General features: G+C 68.3%; 16 protein-coding genes and 2 pseudogenes. 4 read left to right on the forward strand and 14 right to left on the reverse strand.

Annotation, left to right across the window (positions count from 1 at the left end; all coding sequences use genetic code 11):
- Positions 1-140: 140 nt before the first annotated feature.
- The 4 genes from ABDW31_RS03065 to ABDW31_RS03080 all read right to left on the reverse strand — a co-directional run bounded on the left by ABDW31_RS03065 (position 141) and on the right by ABDW31_RS03080 (position 3,381).
- Entirely contained in the window at positions 141-857 is a 717-nt protein-coding gene (locus tag ABDW31_RS03065; RefSeq protein ID WP_184716151.1) for a TetR family transcriptional regulator, read from the reverse strand.
- Positions 858-935: 78 nt separating this feature from the next.
- Complete coding sequence (locus ABDW31_RS03070; protein WP_184716149.1) at positions 936-2,396, reverse strand: carotenoid oxygenase family protein; 1,461 nt, start codon at positions 2,394-2,396, stop codon at positions 936-938.
- Between the two features lie 11 nt (positions 2,397-2,407).
- Positions 2,408-2,824 carry a DUF2141 domain-containing protein gene (locus tag ABDW31_RS03075; protein WP_184716147.1) on the reverse strand — a complete coding sequence of 139 codons (417 nt, stop codon included), beginning with the start codon at positions 2,822-2,824 and terminating at the stop codon, positions 2,408-2,410.
- Between the two features lie 32 nt (positions 2,825-2,856).
- Entirely contained in the window at positions 2,857-3,381 is a 525-nt protein-coding gene (locus ABDW31_RS03080) for a DUF2306 domain-containing protein (RefSeq protein ID WP_184716145.1), read from the reverse strand.
- Positions 3,382-3,443: 62 nt separating this feature from the next.
- Between ABDW31_RS03080 and ABDW31_RS03085 the strand changes: the two genes are divergently transcribed.
- Positions 3,444-4,271 carry a LytTR family DNA-binding domain-containing protein gene (locus ABDW31_RS03085; protein WP_184716143.1) on the forward strand — a complete coding sequence of 276 codons (828 nt, stop codon included), beginning with the start codon at positions 3,444-3,446 and terminating at the stop codon, positions 4,269-4,271.
- Positions 4,272-4,275: 4 nt separating this feature from the next.
- On the opposite strand, the gene ABDW31_RS03090 is transcribed toward ABDW31_RS03085, so the two are convergent.
- The 6 genes and pseudogenes from ABDW31_RS03090 to ABDW31_RS03115 form a co-directional block, all read right to left on the reverse strand.
- Positions 4,276-5,040 (reverse strand): methyl-accepting chemotaxis protein, encoded by a 765-nt coding sequence (locus ABDW31_RS03090; protein ID WP_343698303.1) that lies wholly within the window; start codon positions 5,038-5,040, stop codon positions 4,276-4,278.
- Between the two features lie 393 nt (positions 5,041-5,433).
- Positions 5,434-6,186: pseudogene (locus ABDW31_RS03095) on the reverse strand (MCP four helix bundle domain-containing protein); the annotation flags it as partial.
- Positions 6,187-6,476: 290 nt separating this feature from the next.
- Entirely contained in the window at positions 6,477-7,883 is a 1,407-nt protein-coding gene (locus tag ABDW31_RS03100; protein WP_184716139.1) for an efflux transporter outer membrane subunit, read from the reverse strand.
- Entirely contained in the window at positions 7,883-11,068 is a 3,186-nt protein-coding gene (locus ABDW31_RS03105; protein WP_184716137.1) for a multidrug efflux RND transporter permease subunit, read from the reverse strand. Before ABDW31_RS03105 ends, ABDW31_RS03100 begins: the two co-directional genes overlap by 1 nt.
- 138 nt (positions 11,069-11,206) lie before the next feature.
- Positions 11,207-12,367 (reverse strand): efflux RND transporter periplasmic adaptor subunit, encoded by a 1,161-nt coding sequence (locus ABDW31_RS03110; RefSeq protein WP_184716135.1) that lies wholly within the window; start codon positions 12,365-12,367, stop codon positions 11,207-11,209.
- A gap of 53 nt (positions 12,368-12,420) precedes the next feature.
- Entirely contained in the window at positions 12,421-12,582 is a 162-nt protein-coding gene (locus ABDW31_RS03115; protein ID WP_184716133.1) for a hypothetical protein, read from the reverse strand.
- 170 nt (positions 12,583-12,752) lie between these two features.
- Here ABDW31_RS03115 and ABDW31_RS03120 point away from each other — a divergent pair, with 170 nt between their 5' ends.
- Complete coding sequence (locus ABDW31_RS03120) at positions 12,753-13,391, forward strand: TetR/AcrR family transcriptional regulator (RefSeq protein WP_184716131.1); 639 nt, start codon at positions 12,753-12,755, stop codon at positions 13,389-13,391.
- Between the two features lie 11 nt (positions 13,392-13,402).
- On the opposite strand, the pseudogene ABDW31_RS03125 reads toward ABDW31_RS03120, so the two are convergent.
- Positions 13,403-13,488 (reverse strand): annotated as a pseudogene (locus ABDW31_RS03125) (hypothetical protein); the annotation flags it as partial.
- A 14-nt stretch (positions 13,489-13,502) separates the two neighbouring features.
- Positions 13,503-14,255 (reverse strand): LuxR family transcriptional regulator, encoded by a 753-nt coding sequence (locus ABDW31_RS03130; protein WP_184716129.1) that lies wholly within the window; start codon positions 14,253-14,255, stop codon positions 13,503-13,505.
- Between the two features lie 97 nt (positions 14,256-14,352).
- Here ABDW31_RS03130 and ABDW31_RS03135 point away from each other — a divergent pair, with 97 nt between their 5' ends.
- Entirely contained in the window at positions 14,353-15,537 is a 1,185-nt protein-coding gene (locus ABDW31_RS03135; protein ID WP_184716127.1) for an acyl-CoA dehydrogenase family protein, read from the forward strand.
- A 108-nt stretch (positions 15,538-15,645) separates the two neighbouring features.
- Positions 15,646-18,099, forward strand: coding sequence for a TonB-dependent receptor (locus ABDW31_RS03140; RefSeq protein WP_184716124.1), 2,454 nt, complete (start codon positions 15,646-15,648; stop codon positions 18,097-18,099).
- A 109-nt stretch (positions 18,100-18,208) separates the two neighbouring features.
- Here the strand turns inward: ABDW31_RS03140 and modB are convergent, their stop codons facing one another.
- Both modB and modA read right to left on the reverse strand, forming a co-directional pair.
- Positions 18,209-18,886, reverse strand: coding sequence for a molybdate ABC transporter permease subunit (gene modB / locus ABDW31_RS03145; protein ID WP_184716123.1), 678 nt, complete (start codon positions 18,884-18,886; stop codon positions 18,209-18,211).
- Positions 18,887-18,888: 2 nt separating this feature from the next.
- On the reverse strand, positions 18,889-19,653 hold the full coding sequence (gene modA, locus ABDW31_RS03150; protein WP_184716115.1) for a molybdate ABC transporter substrate-binding protein: 765 nt from the start codon (positions 19,651-19,653) through the stop codon (positions 18,889-18,891).
- Positions 19,654-19,668: the final 15 nt, after the last annotated feature.

The following is a 19,668-nucleotide window of genomic DNA, read 5'->3' on the forward strand; positions in this document are numbered from 1 at the left end:
TCCGCCCTGCCGAACCGGATCCGTCTTTTCGCGGACGCGCGTGCGGCGATCGCCATTTCATCGAACGGCGAATTGCGTTCACCATCACCCGAACCGGCGCCGGACGCCAGTCTTTTTTCATCAGGTGGTGAAAAGGAAGATCAGGGGGCGGAGGAAGCCTTGGCGATCACGGCCTCGAAGCCCGCCGCGCAGTAGGAAAACAGCCGCCGTCGCACGGCCTCCAGGTCGCTGGAATGGCACTCGCCTTCCGACAGCGAGTCGATGCGCCCCGTTTCCGACAGGGTCAGCATCATCGATCCGGTCAGGAACTGATAGCACCAGTAGAGGTCGCGATACTCGGCCTGGGGACGGACGGACTTCAGGGTCTCGACCAGCCGGTGGACGACCGGATCGAAGAACCGGGCCATGGTTTCGCCGCCCCAGGCGGGCGTGTTGTTCACCTGGGCCACGAGGGCGAAGTAGCTTTTCCAGCCGGGGCCGCCGTCCTGCGAGATGCGCAGCAGCGGCTCGATGAAGGCCTCGATCACGCCTTCCACGGTCATGGCGTCCGGCGCGACGGCCTTCACATAGGCGTCCATCGAGGCCTCGCGGGCCTGGTTCAGGATCTCGGCGCGGCGCAGGAACACCGCGTCGAACAGCTCGCGCTTGGCGCCGAAATAGTAGTGGATCAGGGCGGTGTCGACGCCGGCCTCGGACGCCACCTGGCGGGTGGTCACGCCGTAAAAGCCGTGGCGCGCGAACAGCCCCTCGGCCGCGTCGAGGATAGTTTCCTTCAGGTCCAGGCCCTTGGCCTTGGACGGACGGCCGCGTCCGCTGGGGCGGGCCTCGGACGTCGGCGAGGTCTTGACTGCGGTCATCGAGAAAGGGCCCGCCGTGGTTGCGCTCCGTCCTCGGATAGGCGCAACCCGGCGGGCCTGGCAAGAATGACCGTTACGTCAAGCTTGCACAAAGACGCCGTGGAAGGTCACCGGCAGGGCCACGGGCGCGCGCCACGACGCCAGCGGTCCCCTGTCCACGTGGCGGGCGTCGAACACGTGCAGTTCGGTGGCCTTGGCGTCCAGGTTCAGCGTCGTGCCGACCAGCCAGCCGTCGAATTCCGCCGACGAACCGGGGCGCGGGACGAACACCGTCTCCTCGACCAGATGGCGCGGACCGAAGTCGAAGAGCTGATCGCGATCGCGCGCCCAGTCGCGCACCGCCAGCCCCTGGAACAGCGGGCGATCGGCGCGCTCGTTGGTGACGTGCACGGAATAGCGGCGGGCCTGGCCGGCGAAGCGGGCGTCGCCGCGCGGGAACTCGGCGCTGACCATCTCCTTGGCCAGCTCGCCCCGCCCGTCGGCGCGCAGGGTGATCAGGGCCCGGCGCGGCGGCGCGGCCCGCAGGCGCACGCCGCGCAGGATCGCCCCGCCATTGGCGGCCGTGCCCGAGGGGTCCTCGTCGATGCAGGCGTCGAAGCGGATGGTCCCGTCGCGCTCCTCCCAGGCATCGCCCAGGTGGAAGAAGAAGAACGGCGGCAGTTCGAAGATCTGGCGTTGGGTCAGGTCATCCTTGTCGATGACCAGCACCTGGGCGCCCAGCTCCGGCTTCCAGGCCATGGCGGTGGAGATCGGCATGCTCAGCCGCTGCTGGATCCAGGGCTGCAGCACGATCACCAGATGGCGGGTGGTGGCGGTGAAGTCGTGCATGAAGCTGCCGCGCGGCAGGGTGATCATCTCGGCCCTACGCAAGGCGCCGTCCGGGGCCAGTTGCCAGATCATGGCGTGCGCGCCGGCCAGGCCCAGGTTCCAGACCGTACCGTCCGGCTGCACGCGCGGATGGGCCAGGAACGGCATGCCCTTCAGGTCCGGCCGCAGGGTTTTGAGGCCGCGCGTCTCCAGGGTGACCGGGTCCAGCACGGTGGGCGAGCCGCCCTCCCACAGGGCCCACAGCTCGCCGCCGGCCATCATCACCGAGGTGTTGGCGGCGTTGGCGTCGTCGGGCCCGGCCATCTTGGCGCCGGCCCCCGCCGCGGTGCCGTAGCCGGGGGTGATAGCCGCGCCCGCCGCCGTGTCGCGCCGGCGCTTGGCGGTGTCGACGAAGCGGGCGGTCATCCGCGCCTGGCCGTCGGCGATCTGGAACTTGCGGACCAGGCCGTCGCCGTCGAACCAGTGCCCGACGCTGCCGCCCGGACGGCGGAACTTGGCCGGCCCGTTGCGGAACAGCGTGCCCTTCAGATCGGCCGGCGCACGGCCGTGCAGGCGGGTGAGAGCCGCGGGCGCGATGTCAGCTTCGACATCGGCCACGCCCAGGGTCCAGTCCCCGGTTTTGGCATTGGCCGCCGCGGCCCAGACAGCCTCGGGGGTCAGGGACGCGCCGCCCAGCAGGGTCACAGCGCTCAGGATCTCGCGGCGGTTCATCGGCGGGTTCCTCAGTTCAGGTGGATAGCCTGGGCGACGGCGCCCTTGAGCGGGAAGGCGGCGGCTTCGAAGGCGGGCGGGCCCATGACCGGCGGCGCGTCGTTCGAGAAGCCGTAGGGCTCGGTCGGAATGCCGAACGGGTTGCGGCCCATCTTGCCGTCGCCGTCGACGTCGTGGACCGCGCGGACCGCATAGGTCCCGTCCGGCAGGCCTTCCAGCTTGGCGGTCGGTAGGTCGGCGGCGGCCGAGGCGGTGGCGGCCCGGGTCGGCTTGCCCGACGCCCACCTCTCGGGGCTGTCATAGACAGCGATCAGCACGGTCCCGGTCTTGGCCTTCAGGCCCGGGAAGGTCAGGGTCAGGTCGGCGGCGTGGGCGGCGGGCGCGGCGATCAGGGCTGCGGCGACGAGCAGGGTCTTCAGAGCAGTCATGGTGGTTCTCCTTGAAAGAGGGATGCGAGGGCTCAGCCCAGGAACACGGTCCAGAGCAGACGGCCGGGCAGGAAGGTGAAGGCGCCGGCGATCAGCAGGCCGCCGACGAACATGCCGGTCATGGCCCGGCGGTGGGCGGCGACCTTGCCGCGCTTGATGGCGTAGACGGCGCCGGGCAGGCCCACGATCGTCCAGCCTGACAGCAGATGGATGAAGCTGAAGTGGCCGGGATTGATCGTCTGGATGAACAGCGAGCTGACCGCTGTCGTCCCCATGGCGATCACCCAGGTCCAGCCCAGCAGCTTGTGCAGGGTCGTGCCCTTGACCCGCAGCATCAGCACCGCGCCGATCACGAGCGCGGTCAGGGCGGCGGTCAGGTGGACCTGGATGACCGGCGGGGCGGCGGCGATGCGGGAGAAGTCAGGCGCATGGATGCGCTCGACCAGGGCGAAAGCCTGCGGCGAGGCCAGGGCGGCGATCAGGACGGCGGCGCCGACGCCGACCGCGGCGGTGCGCAGCCCCTGCCCTTGCGAAATTGTCTTGCCGTCCGCGGCCATTGTCCTGCACTCCCGGTGGTGGCGGGGCGTCGTGTCGCCTCGCCGTCGAGAGCCTTGGTGGAGTGGTCGGACCCGTGTCTCAATCGTCGTTGCGCCAGTCGCCGGCCTCGCTTCGTGAACGGCTGGGCGGCGCCATTCACGCTTCGCGAACGGCGGTGACCGGCAAGGACTCCCGGCGCGGCTTCATCGTGTCGGCGGCGGCCGGCGTGTTCCTGGCGCTGTTCGGAACGTTCGGCACCTACGCCGTGCCGTTCGGCGTGCGGCTGGCCTATTGGGTCGGGCTGTGCCTGGCCGGCGCCGTTGTCGGCACGGTGGTCAGCCGGCTGATCGGCCGCGAGGGCCGCGCCGACGCCAGGCCCTGGCTCTATGGATCGATGACTGTGATCGGCGTCACCCTGCCCTTCACGGCGGTGGTGTGGCTGGTCAGCGAACTGGCCTTCCAGCGCGGGCTGCGGCCGCAGGCCCTGCCGATGTATCTGGCCCCGGTGTTTATCGTGACGACGGCGATGACGGCCCTGAACTTCCTGGTCCAGCGTCGCCCCACGGAAACCCACGCCGCGCCCGTCGGCGCCCCGGCGCCGCGCTTCATCGACCGCCTGCCGCCCAAGCTGCGCGGCGGCGAGCTCTACGCGGTCGAGGCCGAAGACCACTATCTGCGCCTGCACACCTCGCGCGGCCAGGACCTGATCCTGATGAGGCTGTCCGACGCCGTCGCCGAGCTGGAGGGCATCGAAGGCGCCCAGACCCACCGCTCGTGGTGGGTGGCCAAGGCGGCGGTGCAGGACGCCCGGCGCGGCGACGGCCGGGCGACCCTGCAGCTGAAGGGCGATATCGAGGCCCCCGTCAGCCGCGCCTATGCCAAGGCCCTGCGCGAAGCGGGTTGGTTCTGATCCCCTAAAACTCTTCCCAGTCCTCGATCTTCGGCGCGGCCGAGCCTGGTCGGGCGATCGAACGGACGACGGGTCGCGGCGTTGGGCGTTGGGCCAACACCGGCGCGGCGGGCTTGGCCGCCGGTCGCGGGCTTAGCGTCGCCGCCCGGCCGACATCGAACTGCCCCATCAGTCGGGACAGATCGTCGGCCTCGCGCGCCAGGGCGTGGCTGGCCGCCGTGCTCTCCTCGACCATGGCCGCATTCTGCTGGGTAGACTGGTCCATCTGGCTGACGGCCGAATTGACCTGCTCCAGGCCGGTCGCCTGCTCCTGAGCCGATGCGGCGATCTCGCCGACTAGGCCATTGATCCGGGAGACCTGGGCGACGATCCGGGCCAGGGCCTCACCGGTCTTGCCAACCAGATCGACGCCCGCGTCCACCTGGTCGGTGGAGGCCGTGATGAGCGCCTTGATCTCCTTGGCGGCCTCGGCCGACCGCTGAGCCAAGGCGCGGACTTCCTGCGCGACAACCGCGAAGCCACGGCCGGCTTCCCCAGCGCGCGCCGCCTCGACGCCCGCGTTCAGAGCCAGCAGATTGGTCTGGAAGGCGATCTCGTCGATGACCCCAATGATGTTGCCGATCTGGACCGAGGACTTCTCGATCTCGCCCATGGCGGCCACCGCGTCGGCGACGACCTGCCCGCCGGTCTCGGCATCGGACTTGGCCGCACCGACCACTTGGCGCGCCTCACGGGCGCCCTCGGCCGTGCGCTTGACGGTCGCGGTGATTTCCTCGAGCGCCGCGGCCGTCTCTTCGAGGCTAGCGGCCTGCTGTTCAGTGCGCTTGGCCATGTCGTCGGAGGCGTTGGTGATCTCGCGGCTGCCGGCGCGGATACCGTCGGCGTTGCCCACGATCACCTTCATAGCGTCTTGTAGCTTGCCCGCCGCGCCATTGAAGTCGGCGCGTAGCTTTTCGTACTCGACCGGGAGGGCGTCCTCGACGCGATAGGTCAGGTCGCCGTGCGCCAAGCGATCCAGGCCCACGCCGAACGACTGCACGACCAGCTGCTGCTGCTCGGCAATGGCCTGCGCCGCGGCAGCCTGACGCTCGGCTTCCGAGCGTTCCTTGGCCTGCGCGACCTCAGCGTCCGCGCGCAGCTTTGCGATCGCGTTCTCTTTGAACACCTGTACGGCGGCGGCCATCTGGCCCAGCTCGTCCTTCTGGCCCACGGCCGGGACAGCCACGGCGTGGTCGCCATCGGCCAGGCGACGCATGGCTGCAGTCATCAAGAGTAAGGGCGCACAGACCTTGGCGATCACGACATTGGTGGCGAAGGCCATCAGGCCGGCGGCGACCAGGGCGATCACCGCCATGACGCCCATGGCCAAGCGGCCGGCCGCCTTGGCTGCCGCGCCGTCCGCGTGGGCGACTCGGGTCTGCAGGTCGACGAGCGCCCCGACGTTGAGCGTCACCGGATCGATGGCTGGGTAGAGCTTGGCGTCGACAAAGGCCTCCAGTCCGACGGCGTCCTTGGCCTTCAGCAGGCCCTCCAGGGCCTGGACCGTCGCGTCGGCGGCCGGCAAAGCGGCCGTGACCTTGTCGACCAAGGCCTTTTCCTCGTCGGTCATCTGGGTGGCCGCATAGGCCCGCCAGTTCTGATCGATCTTCGCCTTGGCGATGGCGACGCTCTCCGCGGCCTGATCCATGGAGAGCTCGCCCGAGCGCGCCTTGTGTGCGGCGTCGACGATGCTGACCGCGTACATGTCGCTGACCGCCTTCAGTTGTTCCATCGGCCCAACGCGGTCAGCGATCACCGACTCCATGCGCTGGTTGGCGACGCTGCTGGCGATGAAGCCTGAAAGCCCGATCGCCGCCATCCCCACGCCCAGCGCCACCAGGCAGCCCAGCAGTCTCGTCTTGATGGTCAGGGTCATCGCAAGCCTCACGCTGTCGCGAAGCGGGCGCTCAAACCGAGCGCCCGCCTTTGTTGGCGCGAAGAAAGCCGGCGATGATTAATCAAAACCTTCACTGCCGCTGGCGCGGCCTAACGCCTTCGCCAACACCCGCCATTGGCGGAACGAGGGTCTCTTCGAAGGGGACAATTTCACCCAGGATCGACAATCATAAGACAACGTTGTCGCCATGCCGTCGTCATTGATCGAAGATGTCGACGACCAGACAGAGCCATCGGCGCCTCTGCGACAGAATGTCGCATGCGGGTCGATCATGCTCTCCAACCGCCGCCTAGCGCCTTGTAGATCGCCACGACGTCCGTGTTGACGCTGGTTTCAGCCACGGTGAGCGAATCTTCCGCCGCCAGCAAGGTGCGCTCGGCATCCAACAGAATCAGAAAGTCGATGCCGCCTTCCCGATACTGCACGCGCGCCAGCTCCGCCGCTCGGCGCGAGGCCGCCGCTTGGTCGGTGAGGCTCTTCAGGCGCGATTGCTGCTGGCTATAGGACACCAGAGCATTTTCGAGATCCTCCAACGCGCGCAGCACGGTCCGGTCGTAGCTGGCCAGGGCCGCGTCGTCGCGGGCTCGCGCCGCCCGCAGGCGGGCGTGGGCGCTGCCCAGGTCCAGGGCCGGCCAGCTGACGGTGGGGGCCACCGACCAGGCCTGGCTGGCGCTGTTGCCGAAGCCCGTCGCCGTGCCTGACAGGAAGCCGACGAAGCCGGTCACCGACACGCGCGGGAAGAGGTCGGCCGTGGCCACGCCGACCCGAGCGGTCGCGGCCGCCAGGCGACGCTCAGCCGCCTGGACGTCGGGACGCCGGCGCAGCAGGTCGCCGGCCTCGCCGATCGGCAAGGCGGTGACGAGCGGACGGACATCGTCGGTGCGCGCCACCAGCAGCGTGTCCAACGCGCCGGGTCGCTGGCCGGTCAGCACCGCCAGGCGATGGTTGGCGCGCTTCTCGGCCGTGACCAGGGCGGGGATCGCCGCCTCGGTCGCGTTCAGGCGGGCCTGAGCGCTGGCGACGTCGATCGGACTGCCGGCCCCGGCGTCGAACCGCACCTTGGTCAGGCGCACGGTCTCGCGCTGGGTCTCGAGGTTGCGGTTGGCGACCTTGAGCCGAGCCTGAGCGCCGCGCAGTTCGAGGTAATTTCGAGCCACTTCCGCGGCGACGGTGACCTGGGCGTCGCGCAGGTCGGCCTGAACCGCCCCGGCTTCCGCCCCCGCCGCCTGCACGCCGCGCCGGACGCGGCCGAACAGGTCGATCTCCCAGCGGGCGTCGAAGCCGGCCTGATAGCTCTCGATCTCGGCCCGCTCGGTTGTGAAGCCCGGCTGCTGCTGGTCGCGCTTGGCGTAGGTCCCGCTGGCGCTGACATGCGGCAGCTGGTCCAGCCGCTGCTCGGTGAAGAGGGCCCGGGCCTCGCCGACGCGGGCGACCGCGATGCGAAGGTCCAGGTTCTCGCCCAAGGCCTTGCCGACCAGCTGGTCCAGCACCGGATCGCCGAAGGCCTTCCACCATTCGGCTTCGGGATTGGCGACGGTGAAGACGGCCGGATCGGCGTTCTGGAAGGCGGCCGGCGGGGTCGCCGGCGCCGTGTAGTTCGGGCCCACCGCGCAGGCGGCGGCCGTCAGGGAGACGCCGGCGATCAGCGCGGCGCGCAGGGTGTTGATGACGAACATCAGTGAGCCTCCGCGGCCGGAGCCGCCGTGGTCGTCACCGTCTTCTGGGCGGCCTTGCGGGCCGTGAAGCGACGGATGACGTAGTAGAAGACGGGGGTCAGGATCAGGCCGAAGATCGTCACGCCCAGCATGCCGGAGAACACCGCCACGCCCATGGCCCGACGCATTTCCGCGCCCGCGCCGTGCGACACCACCAGGGGATAGACCCCCATGATGAAGGCGATCGAGGTCATCAGGATCGGCCGTAGGCGCAGGCGGCAGGCCTCCAGCACCGCTTGCAGCGGACTGTCGCCGTGCTCCTCGCGTTCCTTGGCGAACTCGACGATCAGGATAGCGTTCTTACACGCCAGCCCCACCAGCACGATCAGACCGATCTGGGTGAAGATGTTGTTGTCGCCCTTGCTGATCCAGACGCCGGCCAGGGCCGACAGCAGGGTCATTGGCACGATCAGGATGACCACCAACGGCAGGCTCCAGCTTTCGTACTGAGCGACCAGCACCAGGAAGGCCAGCAGCACGCAGAGCGGGAAGACGAAGACCGCCGTGTTGCCCGCCAGGATCTGCTGGTAGGTCAGTTCGGTCCACTCGTAGCCCATGCCGTTGGGCAGCTCCTTCTTGGCCAGGTCTTCCAGGGCCTTCTGGGCCTGGCCGGTCGAGAAGCCGGCGCCGGGGCCGCCGTTGATCTCGGCCGTCAGCATGCCGTTGTAGTGGCTCTCGCGGTCGGGACCGGTGGCTTCGTTGAAGCTGACGAAGGCGCCCAGCGGGATCATCTGGCCGTCGCCGTTGCGGGTCTGCAGGCGCAGCATCTGTTCCGGCTGCAGGCGGAATTTCTGGTCGGCCTGCACGTTGACCTCGTAGGTCCGCCCGAAGCGGTTGAAGTCGTTGACGTACAGCGAGCCCAGATAGACCTGCATGGTCTCGAACAGGTCGGTCAGCGACACGCCCTGAGCCCGGGCCTTTTCACGGTCGATGTCGGCCTGAATCTTCGGGACGCTGACCTGGTAGCTGGAAAACACGCCGGCCAGGGCGGGGTCCTGCCGCGCCTTGTCCATCAGGTTCTGGGTGGCCTTGTACAGCTCATCCGAACCCAGGCCCGCCTTGTCGACGATCTGCATCCGGAAGCCGCCGATGGTGCCCAGGCCCTGGACGGCCGGGGGCGGGAAGACGGCGATCTGGGCGTCGGCGATGGCGCCGAACTTCTGGTTCAGGGCCCCGACGATGGCGCCGGCCTGGGTTTCCTTGCTCTCACGCTCGTTGAAGTCGTCCAGGGCGTAGAACACCGCGGCCGAGTTCGGGCTGTTGATCAGGCCGTTCACCGACAGGCCGGGGAAGGCCACCGAGTGCTTGACGCCCGGAATGGTCTTGGCGATCTCGCCCATCTGGCGCACCACCGCTTCGGTGCGGTCCAGCGAGGCGGCGTCGGGCAGCTGCACGACGGCGACCACATAGGCCTTGTCCTGCTGCGGCACGAAGCCGGTCGGGGTGCGCGAGAAGGCGAAGATCGTCAGCACCAGCAGCACGCCGTAAACCACCAGGCCCGCGGTGGAGCGGCCCAGGGTCTTGGCCACGCCGTTGACATAGCCGTTCGAGGCCTTGGCGAAGAAGCGGTTGAACGGGTTGAACAGCCAGCCCAGGCCGGCGTCGATCAGCTTCTGGAAGCGGTCCTTGGGCGCGTCATGCGACTTCAGGAGCACCGCGGCCAGGGCCGGCGACAGGGTCAGGGAGTTGATAGCCGAGATCACCGTCGAGATGGCGATGGTCAGGGCGAACTGGCGGTAGAACTGGCCCGACAGGCCGCTGATGAAGGCGGTGGGGATGAACACCGCGCAGAGGACGAGGGCCGTGGAGATGATCGGTCCGGTCACCTCGCCCATCGCCTTGCGGGTGGCGTCGGCAGGCTCCAGGCCTAGGGCGATGTTCCGCTCGACGTTCTCGACCACGACGATGGCGTCATCGACGACGATGCCGATGGCCAGCACCAGGCCGAACAGGGTCAGGGCGTTGAGGCCAAAGCCCAGCATCAGCATGATCGCGAAGGTGCCGATCAGCGAGACGGGCACGGCGATCAGCGGAATGATCGAGGCGCGCCAGCCCTGCAGGAACAGCACCACCACCAGCACGACCAGGATGATGGCCTCGATCAGGGTGTGGACCACCGAGTCGATGCTTTCCTGCACGAAGGCCGTGGTGTCGTAGACGATCTCGTAGTCGACGCCTTCGGGGAATTCCTTTTTCAGCTCGGCCATCGTCTTCTTGATGTTGGCCGCCATCTCCAGGGCGTTGGAGCCCGGACGCTGGAAGATCGGCATGGCCACGGCCGGCTTGTTGTCCAGCAACGAGCGCAGGGCGTAGTTGTTGGCGCCCAGCTCGACGCGGGCCACGTCGCCCAGGCGGGTGATCTGGCCGTCGCCGCCTGAGCGGACGATGACCTGGCGGAACTGCTCCTCGTCGGTCAGGCGACCGGGGGCGTTGATCGACAGCTGGAAGTCGGCGCCCGAGCCGGCGTTGGGCGGCGCGCCCAGCTGGCCGGCGGCGACCTGTACGTTCTGCTCGCGCAGGGCGCGGACCACGTCACCGGCGGTCATCGACAGGGCGGCCAGCTTTTCAGGATCGAGCCAGACGCGCATCGAGTACGAGCCGGCGCCGAAGATCTGTACGTCGCCGACGCCGTCGATGCGCTTCAGACGGTCACGCACGTTCAGCTGCGCGTAGTTGCTGAGGTACAGCATGTCGTAGCGATTGTTCGGCGAGGTCATGTGCACGACCAGGGTCAGGTCGGGCGAGGCCTTGTCCGTCGTCACCCCGATCCGCTGCACCTCCTGGGGCAGCTTGGGCAGGGCCTGGGCGACGCGGTTCTGGACCTGCACCTGGGCCTTGTCCAGGTCGGTGCCCAGCGCGAAGGTCACGGTCAGCACCATGGCCCCGTCGGCGGCCGACTGGGACGACTGGTAGATCATGCCCTCGACGCCGTTGATCGCCTGCTCCAGCGGAGCGGCGACGGTCTGGCCGATGACGGATGGGTTGGCGCCCGGATAGGCGGCGCGCACGACCACGGTCGGCGGCACGACTTCGGGATACTCGCTGATCGGCAGTTGAGGCAGCGCCACTAGGCCGGCGAGGAAGATGACGATCGAGAGCACGGCCGCGAAGCGTGGCCGGTTCACGAAGAACTTTGAGAAGGACATGGGGTCGTTCCGGGGAGGAGCGGAAAAGGAGGTACACTTCGGGCGCAAGCGGTCCCTTCCCGCCAGGCGGCGAGCCAAAGGAACCGTTCGAAACCCTGAAAAAGACGCCCGGCTCGTAACGGGAGCCGGGCGCTACGCTTAGTTCTGTCGGATCGGCGTCTCGAGCGCCGCCAGCTGGGCCAGGTCGGCGGTCTCGGTCTTGACCTTGACCGGCGCGACGGTGTCACCCGGCTTGACCTTCTGCAGGCCGCCGACGATCACACGGTCGCCGGGCTTCAGGCCCTGGCGGATGATGCGCAGGTTGCCGGCCAGCGGGCCGATCTCAACGGGGCGGTACTCGGCCTTGTTGGCGGCGCTGACGACCACGACGTAGCGCTTGCCCAGGTCGGTCGCGACAGCGCGATCAGGGGCGAGCGCGACGGTCTGGGGCTCGGCGCTGACCATGCGGATGCGGGCGAACAGGCCCGGGGTGAAGCGGCCGTCGGCATTGGCGAAGATCGCGCGGCCGTTGATGGTGCCGCTCTTGGCGTCCAGGGCGTTGTCGATGAAGGCCAACTTGCCGATGTGCGGATAACCCTCCTCGGTCATCAGGCCCATATAGACCGGGCTCTGCTTGCCGCGCTCGTTGGCGGCGTACTTCAGGAAGGTCTGCTCGTCGGCGTTGAAGGCCGCGTAGATCGGGGTGTCGGACACCACCGTGGTCAACAGGGACGCCTGGGTGACCAGGTTGCCGCGGGTGATGATCGCCTTGGAGACCCGGCCGTCGATCGGCGAGGTCACCTTGGTCCATTCCAGGTTCAGGCGAGCGGTCGTCAGGGCGGCCTGGGCGGCCGAGACATTGGCCTGGGCGGCGCGCTCTTCGGACGCCAGGCGGTCGAATTCGCTCTGGGCCAGGGCGTTCTGGTCGATCAGGCGACGACCCCGCTCGCGATTGACGATCGCCAGGTCCAGCTGGGCCTTGGCGCGGGCCACCTCGGCGGCGGCGCGGTCGGCCTCGGCCTTGTAGGGGCGCGGGTCGATCTGGAAGAGGACCTGACCCTTGCGGATACGGGCGCCTTCCGCAAATTGCGCCCCGTCAATGTAACCGGAGACGCGCGGGCGGATCTCGACGGTGTCGATCGGTTCGAGACGGCCGGTGAAGTCGTCCCACTGACGCAGGGACTTGAAGGCCACATCGGTGACGGTGACCTGGGCCGGCGGCGGCGCGGCGGCTTCCTGCTTGGCCTGGGCCGAGCAGGCGGCCAGCACGGCGACGGCGGCCAGGCCGGCGAAGGAAGTGATGACGGGTTGAAGGCGCATGGGGAGATGCCTGTCGGACAAGGAGTTGATGCGGGGATTTCTTGTTTTTGGGATCATTCGTGCAGGAAGAAGGGGCGAGCCTCGGCGGCTTCGGCCTCTTCCAGCGTCTCGATCCAGCGGGGGATCGCCGTGGCCTTGCAGATCATGAAGGCCAGCAAACCCTTGCACGGCGCAGCGTCGGCGGCGGGGGCGAAGTCGGTCGCTTGAGGCGGCATGGCGTGCGCTCCGTTTTTAGGGTTTAAGAGAATGAAATGTCGCAGGGCCTGTTACTTGACCTGAGCGACCCGAAGGACGATTTAGGATGTGACGAGACCGTTCGGTATCATCGCCATGTGGCGGAGAGATACTGACCGGTAACTCTCACGTCAAGGAGAGGCCTGCCGAAATGGCGACGAGAAATTCTGGGGACGATGTCGGGGGCGACACGGAAGCAGCGGCGGCGGTGTGCGCGCCCGCGTCCAAGCGACCCGCGCGGGACCGGATCTTCGAGACCGCCCGCGAGCTGTTTTACCAGCACGGCATCCGGGCCGTCGGCGTCGAGACCATCGCCGCCGAGGCCGAAGCCACCAAGATGACGCTGTATCGGAACTTCCCGTCCAAGGACGAGTTGGTCGCCGAGGTGCTGCGCGAGCAGGAGCGGGAATATTGGGCGTGGTGGGAGCAGGTCACGTCGTACTGCTGCACCGACCCGCGCGCCCAGCTGGAAGCGATCTTCGACGCCTTCGAAACCAAGGCCTGCAAGCAGGACATCCACGGCTGCCCGCTGTCGAACGCCGCGATCGAGCTGCACGAGGAGAACCACCCCGCCCAGGTGGTGTCGGTGAACTACAAGAAGGAACTGCACCGCCGACTTGTCGATCTGGCCCAACGCGCCGGGGCCAAGGACGACGACTTGGCCGACGCCCTGATGCTGCTGATGGAAGGCGCCGCCACCGCCCGCGTGACCCTGGGCGCCGACGGCCCCGTCCGCGCCGTGGCCCGCTCGGCCCGGGCGCTGATCCGGTGTCATTTGGATCCGGCCTAGTCCCTGCCACGTCCTCGCCCTTCGACAAGCTCAGGGTGAGGACGACTTCCAGCACCGGTTAACAAGAAACCTCACCCTGAGCCTGTCGAAGGGCGAGGTTTCCGGCACGGTCTAGACCGCCCCTCCCCCGCCAATATACCCGAGCCCCGTCGCCCGGTGGATCGCCTGGGCCCGGCCCGCGACGCGCAGTTTCAGCGCCGCGTTCTGGACGTGGAAGCGCACCGTCGGGCCTGAGATGCCGATGATCTGGGCGATGTCGGCGTCGGTCTTGCCGGCCGCCGCCCATTTCAGGCACTGGATCTCGCGCTTGGTCAGGCGCACCGGCGGGGCGTCGTCGCCCAGGCCGTCGCGATAGGCGCAGACCAGCCGCAAGGCCGCCCCGTGCAGCTCATCCGACCGCGCCTCGTAGAGCGCCGGCAGGTTCGCCACCGGCTCCGCGGACGCCCAGACCACCGCCCCGATCACCCCGCCGGTCAGGTAGGTTGGCGCGATGATCGCCGCCTGGACGCCGAAGTCCTGGGCCGCCTCGCGCACCTCGATCGCCTCCAGCCGGGGCAGCGGCCGCCAGCTGGAAAACCGGCCCTGGTGATAGAAGAACGGCTCGGCCGTGTAGCGGGCGGCCAGGATGAACGGCGCGCGCAAGGCGAAGGCCCGGTCGCGCCAGTAGCGCAGCGAGCTGTCCAGCCACTCGAAGGTGGTCTCGGCCAGGGGCCGGCCATCCTGGCCCAGCATCGGTTCGGGGCTGGAAATGTCGGCGCTGGCGGCGACATAGGGCAGGCCGATCGCAGCCCCCAGGTCGCGCACCTTTTCGGCCAGGATCGTGACCCTGGCCAAGCGCTCGCCATCGTTCGCCGGACTCGCCATCTGGGTGGGCCGCTTCCCTATCGTTTCCGATAGCTTGCGCGCCTCCCCCGCCCTTTCGCAAGTTTCCCCGACGATGCCGAAGTGAAGGAATGCGCGGGTGGATTTGGAGCTTTCGGCCGAGGACTTGGCCTTCCGTGACGACGTGCGCGCCTTCCTGGACGCTGAGCTTACGCCGGCGTTGCGCGAGGCCGGCCGGCGGATGACCAGCGTGTTCTGCGACAAGGTCCACAGCCTGGCCTGGCAGAAGATCCTGCACGCCCGCGGCTGGGCGGCGCCGACCTGGCCAGTCGAGTATGGCGGGCCGGGCTGGAGCGAGATCCAGCGCCACGTCTTCTTCGCCGAATGCGCAAGGGCGGGGGCGCCCAACCTGGCGCCGATGGGCCTGCGGATGGTGGCGCCGGCGATCATGAGCTTCGGCACGCCCGAACAGAAGGCGCGCTACCTGCCGCGCATCCTGTCGGGCGAAGACTACTGGTGCCAGGGCTATTCGGAGCCCGGCTCGGGCTCTGACCTGGCCTCCCTGCAGATGCGCGCGGTGCGCGACGGCGACGACTACGTACTGAACGGCTCGAAGATCTGGACCACCCACGCTCAGTGGGCGACGCACATGTTCTGCCTGGTGCGCACCTCGACCGAGGGCAAGCCGCAGGCCGGCATCACATTCCTGCTGATCGAGATGGATCGGCCGGGGATCAAGGTCGATCCGATCATCACCCTGGCCGGCGAGCACGAGGTCAACCAGGTGTTCTTCGACGACGTCCGCACCCCGGCCGCCGACCGGCTGGGCGCCGAAAACCAGGGCTGGACGGTGGCCAAGCACCTCTTGGAATTCGAACGCGGCGGCGGCTACGCGGCAGGCCTCGACGCGGGGCTGGCGCGGCTGCGCGACATGGCGGGGGCGGAGGACCTGCTCGATGACCCCCACTATCGCCGCCGCCTGGCCGAGGCCGAGATCGGGGCCCTGGCCATCGACATCACCGAGCGCCGGGTGCTCTCGGCGCTGGCCGCCGGCGGCAAGCCGGGACCAGCCTCGTCGATCCTGAAGCTGCAAGGCTCCGAACAGCTGCAGCGGCTGGACGAACTGGGCGTCGAGGCGCTCGGATCTTACGTCGCGCCGCACCAACCCAAGGCCCGCGAGGCCGGCTCCAACGAGACCCTCGTCGGCCCCGAGCACGGCCTGACGACCATGGCCCGCTACCTGAACAACCGCGCCGCCTCGATCTATGGCGGCTCCAACGAGATCCAGCGCGACATCATCGCCAAGCTAGTGTTGGGGTTGTAACGGCGCCTCACCTATCAATTCCGATAGCTTGTTACGCGAGAGACCCAAACGCACGCTCCCCTCAGAGTTCCCGCCCAATGCAGGCGGGGCCAAAGGGAGGTTGAACGAATGCCAGGACCTACGCGCCTGACCTTGAGCTTGAGCGTGTCGGCGCTCGCCCTGCTGATGGCGGCCCCCGCCCTAGCACAGACTGGGGGGGCTCAGACCACGGCGGCATCGAAGCAGGAAGACACCCTGACGATCGACACGCTGGTGGTCACGGCCCAACGCCGCGAGGAGACCGCCAACAGCATCGGCATGCCGATCCAGGCGTTCAGCGGCGCGGCCCTGCAGCAGTTGCGGGTCACCGACCCAAAGGACCTGACGACGGTCGCGCCCAGCTTCACGGTCAGCCAGAGCTATCAGGGCGTGCCGACCTATACGCTGCGCGGCATCGGCTTCAACACCATCAACCTGTCGGCCACCTCGACCGTCGGCACCTACTGGGACGAGGTCGCCTACGCCTATCCGTTCATGAACACCGGCCCGGTCTTCGACCTGGAGCGGGTGGAAGTGCTGAAGGGGCCGCAGGGCACGCTGTACGGCCGCAACACCACCGCCGGCCTGATCGACTTCGTGACCAACAAGCCGACCGAAGAGTTCGAGGGCTCGCTGACCGCCGAGGCCGGCAACTTCAAGACCTACAACCTCGAAGGCTATGTCAGCGGCGCCCTGGGCCCGCGCGTGCAGGGCCGCATCGCCTTCCGCTCGGAAGAGAGCGACAAGGGCTGGCAGGTCAGCAACAGCCGCAATGAGCGCCTGGGCAAGGTCGATCGCGACGGCTGGCGCATCTCGCTGGCCATGCAGCCGACCGACAAGGTCGAGGTCGAGGCCTCGTACTCGGGCTGGCGCAACAAGTCCGACACTGTCGCGGCCCAGGCCATCGGCTTCACACCGGCCACCGCCGCCAGCCCGTTCAACGCCCCGGGCCTGGTCAGCTACATCGCCGCCAACCAGCCGACCAAGGCCAGCCAGGCCGACTGGGCCCCACTGGCCGTGCGCTCGGCCAATGCGGGTCCTGGCCTGGGCATCAGTGATCCGCTGCGCGAGAACGACCAGTTCCACGCCGGCAAGCTGCGGGTTACCTGGAACATCAGCGACAAGGTGACGGCAGTCTCGCTGACCAGCTTCAACCGCCTGTCGCGCAAGGCCGTGTTCGACTGGAGCGGTGCGCCCTACGAGATCCTGGTCCAGAAGGCCCACGGCGACATCAAGTCGTTCGCCGAGGAACTGCACTTCGAGGGCGTCACCGACAAGGGCTCGTGGCTGGTCGGCGGCTATGTCGCCCGCGACACCATCTATGACAGCAACCGCACCCTGCTGGGCCAGAACGCCAATGTCGGCACGATCCGCGCGGTCGGCTCGACCCTGCTGGCGACGCCATTCAATTCGTTCGGCTACACAGCCCTGCAGATGAGCCAGGCGTTCCGCACCTATGAGGACGTCGGCAATATCGAGACCAAGACCTGGAGCCTGTTCGCCAACGCCGACCATCGCCTGACCGACAGCCTGAAACTGACCGCGGGCATCCGCTACAGCCAGGACAAGCAGGACTACATCGGCTGCTCGCGCGACTTCGGCGGCTCGATGCTGGTCAATGTCAACGTCGTCAACCGGGCGCTGTTCGCCGGCGCCTATGGCCTGGTGGCCCCGATCGTCCAGGGCGGCTGCAACACCTTCGATCCAGCCACCAAGAGCTTCGGCTTCGTGAAGTCCAAGCTGGACGAGGACAACATCGCCTGGCGCGTGGCCCTGGATTGGCAGGCGTCGGAAGACGTGCTGGTGTTCGGCTCGGTGTCGCGCGGGGCCAAGGCCGGCGCCACGCCGATCAACGCCGCCAACATCTCGACCCAGAACGCCCCGGCCACCCAGGAACTGCTGACCGCCTACGAGCTGGGCGTGAAGGCCGGTCTGTTCGGTCGCCGCGTGCAGGCCAATGTCAGCGGCTTCTACTACGACTACACCGACAAGCAGCTCAGCGTGTACTTCGCCGACCCGATCTACACGGCCCTGTCGCGCCTGGCCAACGTGCCCAACGGCGAGGCCTATGGCGTCGACGGCGACATCACCTGGCGCGCCACCCGCTCGCTGACCTTCATCGCCTCGGCCACCTGGCTGCACACCGAGGTCAAGGGCTACACCGGCATCAACGCCGCCGGCAAAACCCAGAGCTTCGACGGCCAGCCGTTCCTGTACAGCCCGAAGTTCCAGGGCGGCCTGACGGCGCTGTTCAACCACGACCTGGAAAACGGCCTGAAGCTGCAGGCCGCCCTGAACGGCCGCTGGCAGGACAAGTCCGCCGCCGACCTGGAAGGCAACCCGCTATTCGCCATCGACAGCTACGGCATGCTGAACGCCAGCGTCGGCATCGGCTCGCCGGAGAAGGGCTGGGAGCTGTCGATCTGGGGCCGCAACCTGACCGACGAATATTACTGGAGCGCGGTCAGCAGCAACGCCAACACCGTGGTCCGCTTCCCGGGCAAGCCCACCACCTACGGCGCGGCCCTGACCTGGAAGTTCTAGGGGCCTCCAACCATGGACGCTCCGGTGTGATGGCGCCGGAGCGGCGTTCCTCCCCTGCCATCTCAACTCGGTCCCTTGGGCGCGGCGGTTTCCGTCGCGCCCCTTCTTTTCAGCCCTCGCGCGTGCGCAGCAGCACCTTGGACCGCGCCTCGATGGCCAGCAGGGTCAGCAGCACCACCAGCGCAAAGCCCAGCAGCATCAGCGACAGGCGATGGGCCTGCCCCCATTCCAGCGACTCGACCAGACGGTAGATCTCGGTCGACAGCACCATGGTCTCGCCGGGGATCGCCCCGCCCAGCATCATCACCACGCCGAACTCGCCGACCGTGTGGGCGAAGACCAGGATCGCGGCGGCGACATAGCCGGGCAGCGCCAGCGGCAGGGCCACCCGCCAGAACCGCGCCCACGGCGAGGCGCCCAGGGTGGCGGCGGCCTCCAGCGGTTCATCGCCGATGCTGAGGAAGGCGTTGCGCAGCGGCTGCACCGCGAACGGCAGGGAATAGATCAGCGAACCGATCACCAGCCCCTCGAAAGTGAAGGCCAGGGTACGGATTCCGAACGGCTGCAGCAGCGCCATCAGCGGGCTCTTCGGCCCCAGGGCGATCAGCAGGTAGAAGCCCAGCACCGTGGGCGGCAGCACGATCGGCAGGGCCACCAGGGCGGTGATCGGCGTGCGCCAGGCCGAACGCCCGCGCGCCAGCCACCACGACAGCGGCGTGGCCAGGGCCAGCAGCAGCAGCGTGGTCAGCCCCGCCAGCCGGGCCGTCAGCCACAGCACCTCGGTCATGATCAACGGACCTGGTAGCCGTAGCGCTTGATGATCGCCTTGGCCTCGGGCCCTTTCAGGAACGCCAGGAACGCCTTGGCCGCCGCGTTGTTCGCGCTGGTCTTCAGCAGCACCGCCTGCTGGTCGATGGGAGTGTGGAAGGACGTCGGCACCACCCAGCGCGAACCGCCTTTCTCGTTCACGACCTGGGAGAGCGCCACGAAGCCGACCTCGGCCGCGCCGGTCTGAACGTACTGGAAGGCCTGGGTGATCGAGCTGCCCTGCACGATCTTCGGCTTCAGGACGTCGTACAGCTTCAGCTTGGTCATCGTCTCGATCGCCGCCTGGCCATAGGGCGCGGCCTTGGGATCGGCGATCGACAGCTTGTCGAACTTGATCTTGCCCAGCACCGCGCCGCCCTTGCTGTCGGGCCCGTCGATCAGGCCCGGGGTCTTGCTAAACAGCACCAGCCGGCCGGTGGCGTAGGTGAAGCGCGAACCGGCGACCGCCAGCCCTTCGCCCTCGGCCTTCAGCGGCCGCTCGACGTCGGCCGACAGGAACACCTCGTACGGCGCACCATTGGCGATCTGGGTATAGAACTGGCCCGACGAGCCGAAGCTCAAGGTCGCGTCGTGGCCGGTCTTGGCCTTGAAGCGCGCGGCGATCTCCTTGGCCGGTTCGGTGAAGTTGGCGGCCACCGCCACCTTGGTCTCGGCGGCCAGCGCCGAGCCGCCCGACAGGAACACGCCGAACAAGGCGGCGATCAGCATCGGACGGCGGGCGATCATCTGGTAGTCCTGCGG

The organism is Caulobacter sp. (assembly GCF_039596335.1).
GTDB lineage: Bacteria > Pseudomonadota > Alphaproteobacteria > Caulobacterales > Caulobacteraceae > Caulobacter.